Genomic DNA, 14793 nt, shown 5'->3' on the forward strand with positions numbered 1-14793 from the left:
GCGCCTCGAAAAGCAGCAATCGATAACAACAATGACGGAGAAACCCATGACCCTTTCACTGCGTAAATTGGCCCTCGCCGCCGGCTGCATGCTGTTCGCCGGCCAACTGCTGGCCGCCGACGAACCCAAGCGTCCGGAATGCATTGCGCCGGCCTCGCCGGGCGGTGGCTTTGACCTGACCTGCAAACTGGCGCAAAGCGCACTGGTCAACGAGAAACTGCTGACCAAGCCGATGCGTGTGACCTACATGCCCGGCGGCGTCGGTGCGGTGGCCTACAACGCGGTGGTCGCCCAGCGCCCGGCCGATGCCGGCACCCTGGTGGCCTGGTCCAGTGGTTCGCTGTTGAACCTGGCCCAAGGCAAATTCGGTCGCTTCGATGAAAGCGCGGTGCGCTGGCTGGCAGCCGTCGGCACCAGCTACGGGGCCATCGCGGTGAAAGCCGATTCGCCCTACAAGACCCTCGACGATCTGGTCAAAGCCCTGAAGAAAGATCCGGGCGGCGTGGTAATCGGCTCCGGCGGCACCGTCGGCAGCCAGGATTGGATGCAGACCGCGCTGATCGCCAAGGCCGCCGGGATCAACCCGCGCGAGCTGCGCTACGTGGCGCTGGAAGGCGGCGGCGAGATCGCCACCGCCCTGCTCGGCGGTCACATCCAGGTGGGCAGTACGGATATTTCCGACTCCATGCCGCATATCCTGAGCGGTGACATGCGCCTGCTGGCGGTGTTCTCCGAGCAGCGCCTGGACGAGCCGGAAATGAAGAATATTCCGACCGCCAAAGAGCAAGGCTACGACATCGTCTGGCCGGTGGTGCGTGGGTTCTACCTCGGGCCAAAAGTCAGCGATGCCGACTATGCCTGGTGGAAAGAAGCCTTCGACAAACTGCTGGCCTCCGACGAGTTCGCCAAACTGCGTGACCAGCGCGAGCTGTTCCCGTTCGCCATGACCGGCCCCGAGCTGGACACCTACGTGAAGAAACAGGTGGCTGACTACAAAGTGCTGGCCAAAGAGTTCGGCCTGATCCAGTAAACGCCCCTCTCTAATGTGGCCACGCCCTCCTGAACCGGGCGCGTGGCCCAGGAGTTTCACATGCTTTTACAACGCATTTTCGCCTGCGTGATGCTACTGGTCTGCGCCGGCCTGGCACTGATGGCCTGGCCGTATCAGGCCTCGTTTTCCTACGAGCCAGTGGGGCCTCGCGCCTACCCGCTGCTGATGCTCGGGCTGATGAGCCTGGGCCTGATCTACATGCTGTTTCGCCCACAGCCCACCAAACACACCGAAGACGAACCGCCGCTGGACCGCGAGACCCTGATCAAGATCAGCATCTGCGTGGCGCTGCTGATCGTGTTTGCCGGCACCTTCGAACCCTTGGGCTTCATCCTCAGCAGCATGCTGATCGGCATTCCCATGGCCCGTCTGTATGGCGGCCGCTGGTTGCCGAGCGTGGTGATCGTCACCTTGATGGCCATCGGTCTTTACCTGCTGTTCGACAAAGCCATGGATGTACCGCTGCCCCTCGGCCTGCTCGACGTTCTGGAGAACTGACATGGATACTTTCAGCTACTTGGGTCAGGGCTTCGGCGTTGCACTGTCCCCCTACAACCTGGTAACCGCACTGTGCGGCACGTTGATCGGCACCGTGGTCGGCCTGCTGCCGGGCCTGGGCCCGATCAACGGCGTGGCCTTGCTGATCCCCATCGCCTTCGCCCTGGGCCTGCCGCCGGAGTCGGCACTGATCCTGCTCGCTGCCGTGTACCTGGGCTGCGAATACGGCGGCCGTATCAGCTCTATCCTGCTCAACATCCCGGGCGAAGCGTCCACCGTGATGACCACCCTCGACGGCTACCCGATGGCCCGCAAAGGCCTGGCCGGCGTGGCGCTGTCGTTGTCGGCGTGGAGTTCGTTCATCGGTGCGTTCATCGCCACCTGCGGCATGGTGCTGTTTGCGCCGCTGCTGGCCAAGTGGGCAATTGCCTTCGGTCCCGCGGAATATTTCGTACTGATGGTGTTCGCGATTGTCTGCCTGGGCGGCATGGCCGGTGACAAACCACTGAAGACCTTCGTGGCGGCCCTGATCGGCCTGTTCCTGTCGGCGGTGGGCATCGACGCCAACAGCGGCGTGTACCGCTTTACCGGCGACAACATCCACCTCACCGACGGCATTCAGTTCGTGGTGCTGGTGCTGGGCCTGTTCTCCATCAGCGAGATCCTGTTGCTGCTGGAAAAGACCCACCGTGGCCAGGAAGCCGTGAAAGCCACCGGGCGCATGCTGTTCAACCTCAAGGAAGCCTCTGCGGTGTTCGTGGTGAACATCCGTTGCGGGCTGCTGGGTTTCATCATGGGCGTGTTGCCCGGTGCTGGCGCCACCCTGGCCTCGGCCGTGGCCTACATGACCGAAAAACGCCTGGCCGGTGCCGGCGGTAAATTCGGCCAGGGCGACATGCGCGGCCTCGCCGCCCCAGAAACGGCCATCGGTGCTTCTGCCTGCGGCGCCCTGGTACCGATGCTGACCCTCGGCGTTCCCGGTTCGGGCACCACGGCGGTGATGATCGGCGCGCTGTCGCTGTACAACATCACCCCGGGCCCGCTGCTGTTCCAACAGCAACCGGACATCGTCTGGGGCCTGATCGCGTCGTTGTTCATCGCCAACATCATGCTGGTGATCCTCAACATCCCGATGATCCGCATCTTCACGCGTATCCTCGCCGTGCCGAACTGGGCGCTGGTGCCGGTGATCGCCATCATCACCGCGATTGGCGTTTATGCCGTGCACGCCACCACCTTCGACCTGTTCCTCATGGTCGGCATCGGCATCTTCGGCTACATCCTGCGCAAGCTCGACTTCCCGCTGTCGCCGGTACTGCTGGGCTTTATCCTCGGCGGCCTGATGGAGCAGAACCTGCGTCGTGCGCTGTCGATTTCCAATGGTGCGCTGGACATCCTCTGGTCGAGCCCGATCGCCTTTGGCGTGTGGGTACTGACCGCGCTGATGCTGGCCTTCCCGCTGGTGCGCATCTACCGCAAGCGTGCCCTGCAGCGTCGTGCCCTGGCCGATGTCTGAGGTCACCTTTAAACAATGGTGGGGAACACCGCTGGTCGGCCTGGCCGGCGGTTACCTGGCCAGCCTCGTCGGCTGGCCATTGCCGTACATGGTCGGCTCGTTGCTGGCGATCATCCTGGTGCGCTGCCTCACGCCGTGGCAGTTGGCGGAGATTCCCGGCGGGCGCAAATGCGGCCAATGGGTGGTGGGCATCGGCATCGGCCTGCACTTCACCCCGGTGGTGATCGAGCAGGTGCTGAGCCACTTCGGGCTGATCTTCTTCGGCGCACTGGTCACCAGCCTCTCAAGTATCGTCGGCGTGTGGTTGATGCGCCGCAGCGGTGAAGACCGCGCCACTGCGTTTTTCTCGAGCATGCCGGGCGGTTCCGGTGAGATGGTCAACCTCGGCGCGCGCAATGGCGCAGTGCTCAGCCGCGTCGCGGCGGGGCAGAGTCTGCGCGTGCTGGTGGTGGTGTTGTGCGTGCCGGCGATCTTCAAATATTTGCTGGGCGGCGGCGCTCCGCAGTTTCATCCGGCGCCAGTCAGTTGGCCATGGCTGTTCGCGCTGTTTCCGATCGGTGCGCTGGTGGCCTGGGGATGGCAGCGCCTGCGCCAGCCGAACCCGTGGCTGTTCGGGCCGCTGCTGGTAAGTGCGACTGCCAGTGTGGTGTGGGACCTGCATATCGGCCTGCCCGATGGCGGCAGCCAGATCGGCCAGTGGCTGATCGGCAGCGGCCTGGGTTGCCACTTCAACCGGCAGTTCTTCCGCCGGGCGCCGTCGTTCATGGCGCGCACCCTGGTCGGTACCGCGCTGACCATGGCGCTGGCCACCTTCGCGGCAGTCGGCCTGAGTGCCCTGACCCACCTGGACTTGCGCTCACTGACCCTGGGCATGATGCCCGGCGGCATTGCCGAGATGAGCCTCACCGCCGAAACCTTGCAACTGTCGGTGCCGCTGGTGACGGCGATGCAGGTGATGCGGTTGTTGTTTGTGTTGTTCTTGGCAGAGCCGTTGTTCAGGCATTGGAATCGCCAGCCCGAAAAGGTTTAACGCTCCGACACCGTTCAAAATGTGGGAGCTGGCTTGCCCGCTCCCACAGTGGCTGAGGTGAGGCTTATAGCGGCGGCAACCGCCATTCGATAGGCGTCTCGCCGTTCTGCTCAAGGTACTTGTTGGTGCGACTGAAATGCCCGCACCCCAAAAACCCGCGATACGCCGACAACGGCGACGGATGCACCGAGGTCAGCACCAGGTGCTTGGTGGCGTCGACCAGCTTCTGCTTGCTCTGTGCATGGGCGCCCCACAGCAGGAACACCAGGTGCGGCTGATGCTGGCTGACCACTTCGATAATGCGGTCGGTAAAGAACTGCCAGCCCTTGCCCGCATGGGCGTTGGCGTTGGCGCGCTCCACGGTCATGGTGGTGTTGAGCAGCAGCACGCCTTGGTCAGCCCAGCTTTGCAGACAGCCGTGGTTGGGGATGTCGATGTTCAGGTCGCGCTTGAGTTCTTTATAGATGTTGACCAGTGACGGCGGCGTCGGCACGCCCGGCTGCACCGAGAAGCACAGCCCGTGGGCCTGGCCGGGGCCGTGGTACGGGTCCTGGCCGAGGATCACCACCTTGACCTTATCCAGCGGCGTGGAATTGAGCGCATTGAAAATCAGCGGGCCGGGCGGGTAGATCTCCTTGCCGGCGGCATGTTCCTGGCGCAGGAACTCGCGCAACTGGGCCATGTAAGGCTTGTCGAACTCGTCGCGCAGGGCGTGTTTCCAGCTGGGTTCGAGTTTGATACGGTCGCCGTCAGTCATGAATAAATCATCGTGTAAAAAAGAATGGGCGAACCCTAGGAAAGCCGACCCCGCTTGTCAATTGATCTGACACGCTACCGGCACTTTCCCGCGAAGGGATCATACTGATCCTTCACTCCCCCGAATGAGGTCATGATGAACCTGCACTTCGAAGAGCTGACCGGCAGCGACGGCGCCCGCATCGGCATCGCCAGCCTCGACGCCGAAAAGTCCCTGAATGCCCTGTCCCTGCCGATGATCCTGGCCCTGAGCGAGCGCCTGGACAGCTGGGCCAGAGACCCGAACATTGTGTGTGTGCTGCTGCGCGGCAATGGCCCCAAAGCGTTTTGCGCCGGTGGCGAAGTGCGCAGCCTGGCCCAGGCCTGCCGCGAACAACCGGGTGAAGTGCCGGCGCTGGCCGGGCAGTTCTTTGCGGCGGAATACCGCCTGGACTATCGCCTGCACACCTTTCCCAAACCGCTGATCTGCTGGGGCCACGGTTACGTGCTGGGTGGCGGCATGGGCCTGTTGCAAAGCGCGGCGGTGCGCATCGTCACACCGAGCAGCCGGCTGGCCATGCCCGAGATCAGCATCGGCCTGTACCCGGACGTGGGTGCCAGTTGGTTTCTGTCACGTCTGCCCGGCAAGCTGGGGCTGTTCCTCGGCCTCACGGGCGCGCACATCAACGGGCGCGACGCGTTGGACCTGGGCCTCGCCGACCGCTTCCTGCGGGACGATCAACAGGACGAACTGCTCGACGGTTTGCTGCAACTGAACTGGCAGGAACAGACCGCGATGCAGCTCAACAGCCTGCTCAAAGCCCTGGCCCAGGAAGCCGCCAACCAGCAACCCGAAGCGCAATGGTTGCCGCGCCGTGCACTAATCGACGAATGGTTGGACGTGGGTGACATACGCTGCGCCTGGCGGGCCTTGAGCCTGCTGCAAGATCACGCTGACCCACTGTTCCAGCGCGCCGGTAAAACCTTGAGCGAGGGCTGCCCGCTGACCGCGCATCTGGTGTGGGAACAGATCCGACGCGCCCGGCATTTGTCCCTGGCCCAGGTGTTCCAGATGGAATACACCCTGAGCCTCAACTGCTGTCGCCACCCGGAGTTCAGCGAAGGGGTGCGCGCGCGGCTGATCGACAAGGACCACAAGCCCCGTTGGCATTGGCCGGATATCAACACGATTCCCGACGCCGTGGTGCAAGCGCACTTTCACAAGGCCTGGGAAGGCCGCCACCCGCTGGCGGATTTGTCCGACGTTTAGCGATGCCCACCGCCGTGGCCGCCATGCCCGTTGCCGCCCTGGTTATGCCCGCCGCCGTTGCCCCAGCGGCCGTTCCAGCCCTGGTTCGGGTAAGGCCGGTAACCGGGTCGAGGGTAATAACGCGGCGCCGGTTGGTAATAGCGCGGCGCCGAGTAATAACGCGGTTGCGGGGCGTAGTAACGCGGTGCGGGGTAGTAGTCGCGGCGGTATTGATACGCCGTGCCGCCGCCGTAGTAATACACCGGCGCCGGCGCGGTGTAGACCTCGGAGCGGTAATAGCTCTGGCCACCATCGTAATAGGGCACACACGCGGATAGGGTCAGACCGAGTAAAGCGCTGAGCAGCAGTCGTCGATACATGGCGGCCTCCCGGACCGCGGAAGAGCACCTCCAGCGACGCTGGAGGGCGGCATTCATCTTTCAGTGAATGACGAAATATCTGACATCAAAAACCGAATCTGGTGCGTTTCTGACACAGGTTGAAACATCTGTTTCAGACGAAGCGAGCGCCTCATTGCAGTGCGGGCGCGCACCAGCACAACGCACATCCCTTCCCGCCGCCACAGGCGCCACTGCGCAAACCCGCGCGCTACACGCTTGCCCGCCACTTGGCACGACTCTCGCTTTGTCTCTGGGCGTGCAGGACTGAAAACAGATTCGCGGCACCACAATTTGCAATGGCCGACTAGGGTTCCGGCTCGCGAAACGCGAGTGGCTGGTCCGAGAGTCGGCGACCTCCAGTTGAGGTTACACGGCGGGATAAAAGCCCGGGAGACAAGCCACCGTTCACGGTGCCGCGTTGTTCCTGCCCGCCCCTGATCAACTGGAGAAGCCCCATGCCCTCACTGCGTTTACCCGCCTTGCTCGCCGCCGCGTTTGCCGCCGTGCTGAGTGTTCAAACCCAAGCCGCCCCCAAAGACCACTTCAGCGTGTGCTGGACCATTTACGCCGGCTGGATGCCGTGGGAATACGCCGGCAGCCAGGGCATCCTCGACAAGTGGGCGAAGAAGTACGGCATCACTGTCGACATGGTCCAGCTCAATGACTACGTCGAGTCCATCAACCAGTACACCGCCGGTCAGTTCGACGGCTGCACCATGACCAACATGGACGCGCTCACCATTCCCGCCGCCGGCGGCGTGGACAGCACCGCGCTGGTGGTCAGCGACTTCTCCAACGGCAACGATGGCGTGGTGATCAAGGGCAGCGGCAAGACCGTGGCCGACCTCAAGGGCATGAACGTCAACCTGGTGGAACTCTCCGTGTCCCACTACCTGCTGGCCCGCGCGCTGGAGTCGGCGGACTTGACGGAAAAAGACCTGAAAGTGGTCAACACCTCCGACGCCGACATCGCCGCCGCCTTCAGCACCGACCAGGTGCAGGCGGTGACCACCTGGAACCCGATGCTCTCCGAGATCAAGGCCAAGCCTGGCGTAACCGAAGTGTTCGACTCGAGCAAAGTGCCCGGCGAAATCATGGACATGATGGTGGTCAACACCCAGGTCCTCAAGGACAACCCGGCCCTGGGCAAAGCCCTGACCGGTGCCTGGTTCGAAACCGTCGCGCTGATGAACGCCAAGGGTGCGGCCAGCAGCGAAGCGTTGGCGCATATGGCCAAGGCCTCCGGTACTGACCTCAAAGGTTTCCAGGCACAACTGGACACGACCAAGCTGTTCGCGACGCCCCAGGAAGCCCTGGCCTTCGCCACCAGCAAACAGTTGCCCGCCACCATGCGCAAGGTGGCCGAGTTCTCCTTCGAACACGGCCTGCTCGGTGAGGGCGCCAAGGACACCAGCGCCGTGGGCATGAGCTTCGCCAACGGCGTGACCAGCGGCGACACCGCCAACCTCAAGCTGCATTTCGACCCCAGCTACGTGCAGATGGCCGCCGACGGCACGCTGTAAGAGGAACTGGCCATGCGCCTGATCAACCGTCATCCGCACCGCTCCAGCCGCCTACTGTTGGTGCTGCTGCCGTTCGCGTTACTGCTGTTCGCCTACTTCGTGGGCTCGGCCGAACGCCTGGCGGACAACCCCAACGACAAGCTGCTGCCCAGCGCCGCCCAAATGGGCGATGCGGTGAAACGCCTGGCGTTCAGCGCCGACGCCCGCACCGGTGAATACGTGCTGTGGCAAGACAGCGCGTCGAGCCTGCGCCGTCTGGGCTTGGGCCTTGGCGTCGCGGCCCTCGCCGGCCTGTGCCTGGGCATCGCCGCCGGCACCTTGCCGCTGTTCGGCGCGCCGTTGTCACCCTTGCTGACGGTGCTGTCGATGGTGCCGCCGCTGGCGATCCTGCCGATCCTGTTCATCGTGTTCGGGCTGGGGGAATTGTCCAAAGTGATGCTGATCGTGATCGGCATCACCCCGGCGCTGGCGCGGGACCTGGAACAACGTGCGCGGGAAATTCCCGTCGAGTTGCTGGTCAAGGCGCAGACCCTCGGCGCGTCGACCTGGACCCTGATGCTGCGCGTGGTGTTGCCGCAATTGCTGCCGCGCCTGCTGATCTCGCTGCGGCTGATGCTGGGCTCGGCGTGGTTGTTTTTGATCGCCGCCGAAGCCATCGCCTCCACCGACGGGTTGGGCTACCGGATCTTTCTGGTACGCCGCTACCTGGCCATGGACGTGATTGTGCCTTACGTGGTGTGGATCACCCTGCTCGCCTGGTTGATGGACTGGAGCCTCAAGGCCCTGACCCGACGTGCGTTCCCCTGGTACGAAGGAGCGCGTCCATGAGTTTTATCAGCGTCAACAATGTGTGGCAGCGCTATGGCGACCAGGTGGTGCTCGAAGGGCTGGACCTGCAAGTGGCCGAAGGGGAATTCTGCACGCTGGTGGGCACCTCCGGCTGCGGCAAGTCCACCTTCCTGCGCCTGCTGCTGGGCCAGGAAACCGCGAGCAAGGGCCAGATCCTGCTCGACGGCAACCCCCTCGCCAGCGAGCCCGATGCCAGCCGTGGCGTGGTGTTCCAGCGCTACTCGGTGTTCCCGCATTTGAGCGTGCTGGACAACGTTGTCCTGGGCATCGAATTACCGCGTTCACGCCTGCTGGGTCGTCTGTTCGGCACGGCGAAAGGAACCGCGCGGGAACAGGCTGCCGCACTGCTGCACAAGGTGGGTCTTGGCCACGCCCTCGACAAGTACCCGGCGCAGCTCTCCGGCGGCATGCAACAACGCCTGGCCATCGCCCAGGCGCTGATCATGAAACCCCGCGTGTTGCTGCTGGACGAACCCTTCGGCGCGCTCGACCCGGGCATCCGCAAAGACATGCACCAGTTGCTGCTGGAACTGTGGCGTGAAACCCGGTTGACGGTGTTCATGGTCACCCATGACCTCAGCGAAGGTTTCAGCCTGGGCACGCGCCTGCTGGTGTTCGACAAGGTCCGCGTCGACCCCCACGCCCCTGGCGCCTATGGCGCCCGCATCACCTACGACATCCCTTTGAACAGCGAACGCCGCAAGGCGCTCGCCGCAGAACCCGGAGTGACTGCCCCATGATCGATTCCACTCAACTGTTCCCGCCCTTCGCCGAGGAAATGCTCCCCGGCGGTGGTCATCGTTCCTTCGTGCTCAAGCGCGGCCAACTGTTGCGCCTTACCGACCTGCGCGGTGGCGCCAACGTCAGCCTGACGCTGCTCAACGCCAACGAAAAAACCGAGCGCCTGAACCTGCCCGACAGCCTCAAATGCCAGCACACCGCCAAGCTCACCAGCGGTCACTGCCTGTACTCGGACATGGGCCGCGTGCTGGCCGCCATCACCGCCGACACCTGCGGCTGGAGTGACAGCCTCGGCGGTGTGCTGTGCGCCGCCGAAGTCGCGGAAAAATACGGCCAGGGCCGCTACCAGGAACTGCGTAACGGCTTCTTTCGCAACGGCACCGACAACCTCCTGGTGGAACTGGGCAAGTGGGGCCTGGGCCTGTCTGACCTGCTGATGACCCTCAACCTGTTCAGCCGCGTCAATGTGGACAGTGAAGGCGGTTTGCATTTCGTGCCGGGCAATTCCAAAGCCGGCGACTACATCGAACTCTATGCGCCAATGGACACCCTGGTGGTGCTCACCGCCTTGCAACACCCCATGGACCCCAACCCCGACTACGCCCCGCAACCGCTGAAACTCAGTTGGATGAACGCCGACCCGAGCGTCGCCGAACACTGCCGTACCTCGCGCCCCGAAAACGAGCGCGGCTTTATCAACACCGACCGCCTGTTTGCCTGAGGAGCCGCCATGTCTACTGCACTGAAACAACCGGAAGCTGCGGTGTACCGCGCCACCATTCCCGCCGGCGAGCCGTGGCTGATGGAGGTCAAGGCCGGGCAGACCCTGCGCATCCTCGACCTCGAGGGCAACCAGGCCGTCGACACGCTGTTCTACAGCCTCAAGAACCCGCGCGAACGCTACGACGTGCAACGCACATTGCGGCGGCAGAACAGCGTGTACCTGGGCACCGGCAGCGTGCTGTATTCCAACCTCGGCCAGCCGATGCTGACCATCGTCGATGACACCTGCGGGCACCATGACACCCTCGGCGGCGCCTGCGCCCAGGAGAGCAACACCGTGCGCTACGCCCTGGAAAAACGCTACATGCACAGTTGCCGCGACAACTACCTGCGTGCCTGCGCCCACGATGGTCGGCTGGACAAAGGCGACATCGGGCCGAACATCAATTTTTTCATGAATGTACCGGTCACGGCCGACGGCGGGCTGACGTTCGAAGACGGCATTTCCGCCCCCGGCAAATACGTCGACCTGCGCGCGGAGATGGACGTGATCGTGCTGATTTCCAACTGCCCGCAACTGAACAACCCGTGCAACGCCTACAACCCGACCCCTGCGGAGCTGCTGGTATGGAACTGAAAATGAAGCGGCTGCGCCGCTGGTTGTTTGCGCTGTGCCAATCCAGAGCCGGGCAGTGCCTGCGCAAGCCATGAGGCCCAAGTGTGGGAGCCAGCTCCCACATTGATTCCAGAGATTTGCGCCGTGGACGACCTTGGCGCTTGCCCCATTGTGCGGGACGACCCGCAGGGTTTTGCCATGTTCGAAAAACTCTTGATCGCCAACCGTGGCGCCATCGCCTGCCGCATCCTGCGCACCTTGCGCGACCTGCACGTCAAGAGCGTCGCGGTGTACGCCGAAGCCGACGCCGCCAGCCTGCATATCCAACAGGCCGACGAGGCCTACAGCCTGGGTGAAGGGGCGGCGGCGGGCACTTACCTGGCGGTGGAAAAAATCCTCGCCACCGCCAAAGCCAGTGGCGCCACAGCGATTCATCCGGGCTACGGCTTTCTCTCGGAAAACGCCGCCTTCGCCGAAGCCTGCGAAAACGCCGGCATCGCCTTTGTAGGGCCGACGCCGGAACAACTGCGCGTGTTCGGCCTCAAGCACACCGCCCGCGCCCTGGCCCGGCAACACCGGATCCCGCTGCTCGAAGGCACCGAACTGCTCGACAGCCTCGACGCCGCCTTGCTGGCCGCCGAACGCGTGGGCTACCCGGTGATGCTCAAAAGCACCGCCGGCGGTGGCGGCATCGGCATGCGCGTGTGCCGCAGCGCGGCGCAATTGAGCGAGTGCTTCGAGGCGGTCAAACGCCTGGGGCAGAACAACTTCAGCGACGCCGGCGTGTTTATCGAGAAATACATCGAGCGGGCCCGCCACCTGGAAGTGCAGGTGTTCGGCGACGGTGCCGGTGAAGTCATCGCCCTGGGCGTGCGCGATTGCTCCGTACAACGACGCAACCAGAAAGTCCTCGAAGAAACCCCGGCGCCCAACCTGCCCGAAGGCATGGCCGAGGCTCTGTGTGCGGCCGCCATCACCCTGGCAAAAGCGGTGAGTTACCGCAGCGCCGGCACCGTGGAATTTATCTACGACAGCGCCGACGGGCGCTTCTACTTCCTTGAAGTGAATACCCGCCTGCAAGTCGAGCACGGCGTGACCGAACAAGTGTGGGGCGTGGACCTGGTGCGCTGGATGGTGCAACTGGCGGCAGGTGAACTGCCGCCTTTGTGTGGGTTGGTATTGAAGCCCCACGGCCATGCGATTCAGGCGCGCTTGTATGCGGAGGACCCGGGGCGGGATTTCCAGCCGAGCCCAGGGCTGTTGACCCAGGTGGACTTCCCGGTAGCCGAAGGCTTGCGCATCGACACTTGGGTGGAAGCCGGGTGCGAAATCCCGCCGTACTTCGATCCGATGATCGCCAAGCTCATCGCCTGGGCACCCACCCGCGAACAGGCGCGCCTGGAGCTGCACCAGGCACTCAGCGACAGCCAGCTCTATGGCGTGGAAACCAACCGCGACTACCTGCGCCAGATTCTGCTCGCCCCGCCCTTCGCCAGCGGCAAGCCCTGGACCCGCTGCCTGGAAGACCTGGTCTATGTCGCGCACACCTTCGAGGTGCTCAGCGCGGGCACGCAAACCAGCGTGCAGGACTATCCCGGCCGCCTCGGTTACTGGGCGGTGGGCGTACCGCCTTCGGGGCCGATGGACAGTCGCGCGTTGCGCCTGGGCAACCGTCTGCTGGGCAATGCCGAGGGCGAGGCCGCGCTGGAAATCACCATGAACGGCCCGGTGCTGCGTTTCAACTGCGCGGCCGTCATCGCCGTCACAGGCGCCGAAATCCCGCTGTTGCTGGATGACCGAACGGTGCCGATGAACACCGCGCTGGCGGTCGAGGCCGGTTCGGTACTGAGCCTTGGCCACATCAGCGGTGCCGGTGCCCGCAGTTACCTGTGCCTGCGCGGTGGGCTGCAAGTGCCGGCGTATCTGGGCAGTAAAAGTACCTTCACCCAGGGCCAGTTTGGCGGGCACGGCGGGCGGGCGTTGCGGGCCGGGGACGTGCTGCATCTGCTGCCCCTGGCGGACAGGCAGGCGGGCCAGCAATTGATCGCTGAACCGCTGCCGCCAACCCGCACGTTGCGGGTGATCTACGGGCCCCATGGCGCGCCGGAATATTTTCTGCCCGAGTACATCGACACCTTCTTCGCCACCCAGTGGGAAGTGCATTTCAACTCCAGCCGCACCGGCGTGCGCCTGATCGGGCCCAAACCCGCCTGGGCGCGCACCGATGGCGGCGAAGCGGGACTGCACCCGTCGAATATCCATGACAACCCCTACGCCATCGGTGCGGTGGACTTCACCGGCGACATGCCGGTGATCCTCGGGCCGGACGGGCCGAGCCTGGGCGGGTTCGTCTGCCCGGTGACGGTGATCGAGGCGGATCTGTGGCAGTTGGGGCAACTCAAGGCCGGCGATAAAATCCGCTTCGAACCGGTCGATCTCAAAACCGCCCGGGATCTGGCCTTGGAATGGGATCAACTGTGGGAGCCGGGCTTGCCCGCGATGCAGGCAACTCGGTCTCACAGCCATACCGAGGTGATGCCATCGCGGGCAAGCCCGCTCCCACAGTTGAACGAGTCTCCTGTGGTGCTGGATATCGGTGAAGGCAGCACCCGCCTGGTCGCGCGCCTCGCCGGCGACACCCACTTGCTGCTGGAAGTCGGCGCCCCCGAGCTGGACCTGGTGCTGCGCTTTCGCGCCCATGCCTTGATGCAGGCGCTTGAAGCCCGTGCCCTGCACGGTGTGATCGACCTGACACCAGGCATTCGCTCGCTGCAGGTTCACTACCAGCCCGAGCAATTGCCCTTGACCGACCTGCTCGCGTTGATCAGCCGCGAATGGAGCGCAGTGTGCGCCACGCAGAACCTGCAAGTGCCGTCGCGCATCGTGCACTTGCCGCTGTCGTGGGATGACCCGGCGTGCCAACTGGCCATCGAGAAATACATGACCACCGTGCGCAAGGACGCGCCGTGGTGCCCGAGCAACCTGGAGTTCATCCGTCGCATCAACGACCTGGCCAACCTCGATGAGGTACGCCACACAGTCTTTGATGCAAGCTACCTGGTGATGGGCCTGGGTGACGTGTACCTCGGCGCGCCGGTGGCCACGCCGCTGGATCCGCGCCATCGCCTGGTGACCACCAAATACAACCCGGCCCGAACCTGGACCGCCGAGAACTCGGTGGGCATCGGCGGCGCCTACCTGTGCGTGTATGGGATGGAAGGTCCCGGCGGTTATCAGTTCGTGGGCCGGACCTTGCAGATGTGGAACCGCTACCGCGACGTGGCGGCGTTCGACGGCAAACCGTGGTTGCTGCGCTTCTTCGACCAGATCCGGTTCTACCCGGTGAGCGCCGATGAACTGGTGCGGATTCGTCGGGACTTCCCGCTGGGGCGTTTTGAGCCGGGCATCGAACACAGTCAGTTGAACCTGGCCGACTACCAGGATTTTCTGGCGCGGGAGGCGGCAGGCATCCAGGCGTTTCGCGAGCACCAGCAGCACGCCTTCAACGCCGAACGCGAACGCTGGATCGCCAGTGGCCAGGCGCATTTCGACAGTGAGGAACAGGTGGCGCCCCCGGCACAGGACACGCCGTTGCAGGCCAACGAGTACAGCATCGACAGCCCTGTCGCGGGCAATCTCTGGCAGGTGCAGGTGGCTGCCGGTGAGTCGGTGGCCGCCGGGGAAGTGCTGGTGATTCTGGAGTCGATGAAGATGGAGATTCCGGTGCTGGCGCCGTTTGCCGGGCGCGTGCGGGAAATCCCCGTGCAACCGGGCAGTGCCATCGGCGCCGGTCAGCGGGTCGCGGTGCTGGAACGGGACTGACCGGCGCTGTATCGTGCAGGGAATTCCGCGCCCTGCACG

Annotated in this window: 13 protein-coding genes and 1 riboswitch; of the genes, 11 read left to right on the top strand and 2 right to left on the bottom strand. The window is 64.1% G+C overall.

Going from position 1 to position 14793, the window contains the following annotated elements; translation table 11 throughout:
- Window positions 1-46 precede the first annotated feature (46 nt).
- Genes ACW9IN_RS04245 through ACW9IN_RS04260 form a run of 4 tightly spaced genes read left to right on the top strand, consistent with a single transcriptional unit; the run spans window position 47 to window position 4095 of the window.
- Window positions 47-1030: a Bug family tripartite tricarboxylate transporter substrate binding protein gene (locus tag ACW9IN_RS04245; protein ID WP_457364693.1), complete on the top strand. Its 984-nt coding sequence runs from the start codon at window positions 47-49 to the stop codon at window positions 1028-1030.
- A gap of 60 nt (window positions 1031-1090) precedes the next feature.
- Window positions 1091-1549, top strand: a complete 459-nt coding sequence (locus ACW9IN_RS04250; protein WP_457364694.1) for a tripartite tricarboxylate transporter TctB family protein — start codon at window positions 1091-1093, stop codon at window positions 1547-1549.
- 1 nt (window position 1550) lies between these two features.
- A complete protein-coding gene (locus tag ACW9IN_RS04255) occupies window positions 1551-3065 on the top strand; it encodes a tripartite tricarboxylate transporter permease (protein WP_457364695.1) in 1515 nt (504 codons plus the stop codon).
- The gene (locus tag ACW9IN_RS04260) at window positions 3058-4095 is read left to right on the top strand and encodes an AbrB family transcriptional regulator (protein WP_457364696.1); all 1038 of its coding nucleotides are present in this window, start codon (window positions 3058-3060) and stop codon (window positions 4093-4095) included. The genes ACW9IN_RS04255 and ACW9IN_RS04260 overlap by 8 nt, the downstream gene beginning before the upstream one ends.
- A gap of 64 nt (window positions 4096-4159) precedes the next feature.
- Here ACW9IN_RS04260 and ung read toward each other — a convergent pair whose 3' ends face one another.
- A complete protein-coding gene (gene ung, locus ACW9IN_RS04265) occupies window positions 4160-4852 on the bottom strand; it encodes a uracil-DNA glycosylase (RefSeq protein ID WP_457364697.1) in 693 nt (230 codons plus the stop codon).
- A gap of 135 nt (window positions 4853-4987) precedes the next feature.
- Between ung and ACW9IN_RS04270 the strand changes: the two genes are divergently transcribed.
- Window positions 4988-6100 carry an enoyl-CoA hydratase/isomerase family protein gene (locus tag ACW9IN_RS04270; protein WP_457364698.1) on the top strand — a complete coding sequence of 371 codons (1113 nt, stop codon included), beginning with the start codon at window positions 4988-4990 and terminating at the stop codon, window positions 6098-6100.
- Here the strand turns inward: ACW9IN_RS04270 and ACW9IN_RS04275 are convergent.
- Window positions 6097-6459, bottom strand: a complete 363-nt coding sequence (locus ACW9IN_RS04275) for a hypothetical protein (protein ID WP_457364699.1) — start codon at window positions 6457-6459, stop codon at window positions 6097-6099. The two genes, ACW9IN_RS04270 and ACW9IN_RS04275, sit on opposite strands and share 4 nt — an antisense overlap.
- A gap of 314 nt (window positions 6460-6773) precedes the next feature.
- A riboswitch (guanidine-I (ykkC/yxkD leader) is annotated at window positions 6774-6875 on the top strand.
- Between the two features lie 60 nt (window positions 6876-6935).
- Between ACW9IN_RS04275 and ACW9IN_RS04280 the strand changes: the two genes are divergently transcribed.
- From ACW9IN_RS04280 to uca, 6 genes are all read left to right on the top strand, one after another.
- Window positions 6936-8003 (top strand): putative urea ABC transporter substrate-binding protein, encoded by a 1068-nt coding sequence (locus ACW9IN_RS04280; protein WP_457364700.1) that lies wholly within the window; start codon window positions 6936-6938, stop codon window positions 8001-8003.
- A 12-nt stretch (window positions 8004-8015) separates the two neighbouring features.
- A complete protein-coding gene (locus ACW9IN_RS04285; RefSeq protein ID WP_457364701.1) occupies window positions 8016-8831 on the top strand; it encodes an ABC transporter permease in 816 nt (271 codons plus the stop codon).
- Window positions 8828-9592, top strand: a complete 765-nt coding sequence (locus tag ACW9IN_RS04290) for an ABC transporter ATP-binding protein (protein WP_457364702.1) — start codon at window positions 8828-8830, stop codon at window positions 9590-9592. Before ACW9IN_RS04285 ends, ACW9IN_RS04290 begins: the two co-directional genes overlap by 4 nt.
- Complete coding sequence (locus ACW9IN_RS04295; RefSeq protein WP_457364703.1) at window positions 9589-10314, top strand: urea amidolyase associated protein UAAP1; 726 nt, start codon at window positions 9589-9591, stop codon at window positions 10312-10314. The genes ACW9IN_RS04290 and ACW9IN_RS04295 overlap by 4 nt, the downstream gene beginning before the upstream one ends.
- Window positions 10315-10323: 9 nt before the next feature.
- On the top strand, window positions 10324-10953 hold the full coding sequence (locus ACW9IN_RS04300; RefSeq protein WP_457364704.1) for an urea amidolyase associated protein UAAP2: 630 nt from the start codon (window positions 10324-10326) through the stop codon (window positions 10951-10953).
- Window positions 10954-11130: 177 nt separating this feature from the next.
- A complete protein-coding gene (gene uca, locus ACW9IN_RS04305; RefSeq protein ID WP_457364705.1) occupies window positions 11131-14754 on the top strand; it encodes an urea carboxylase in 3624 nt (1207 codons plus the stop codon).
- Window positions 14755-14793: the final 39 nt, after the last annotated feature.

The organism is Pseudomonas sp. SDO5271_S396 (assembly GCF_054071795.1).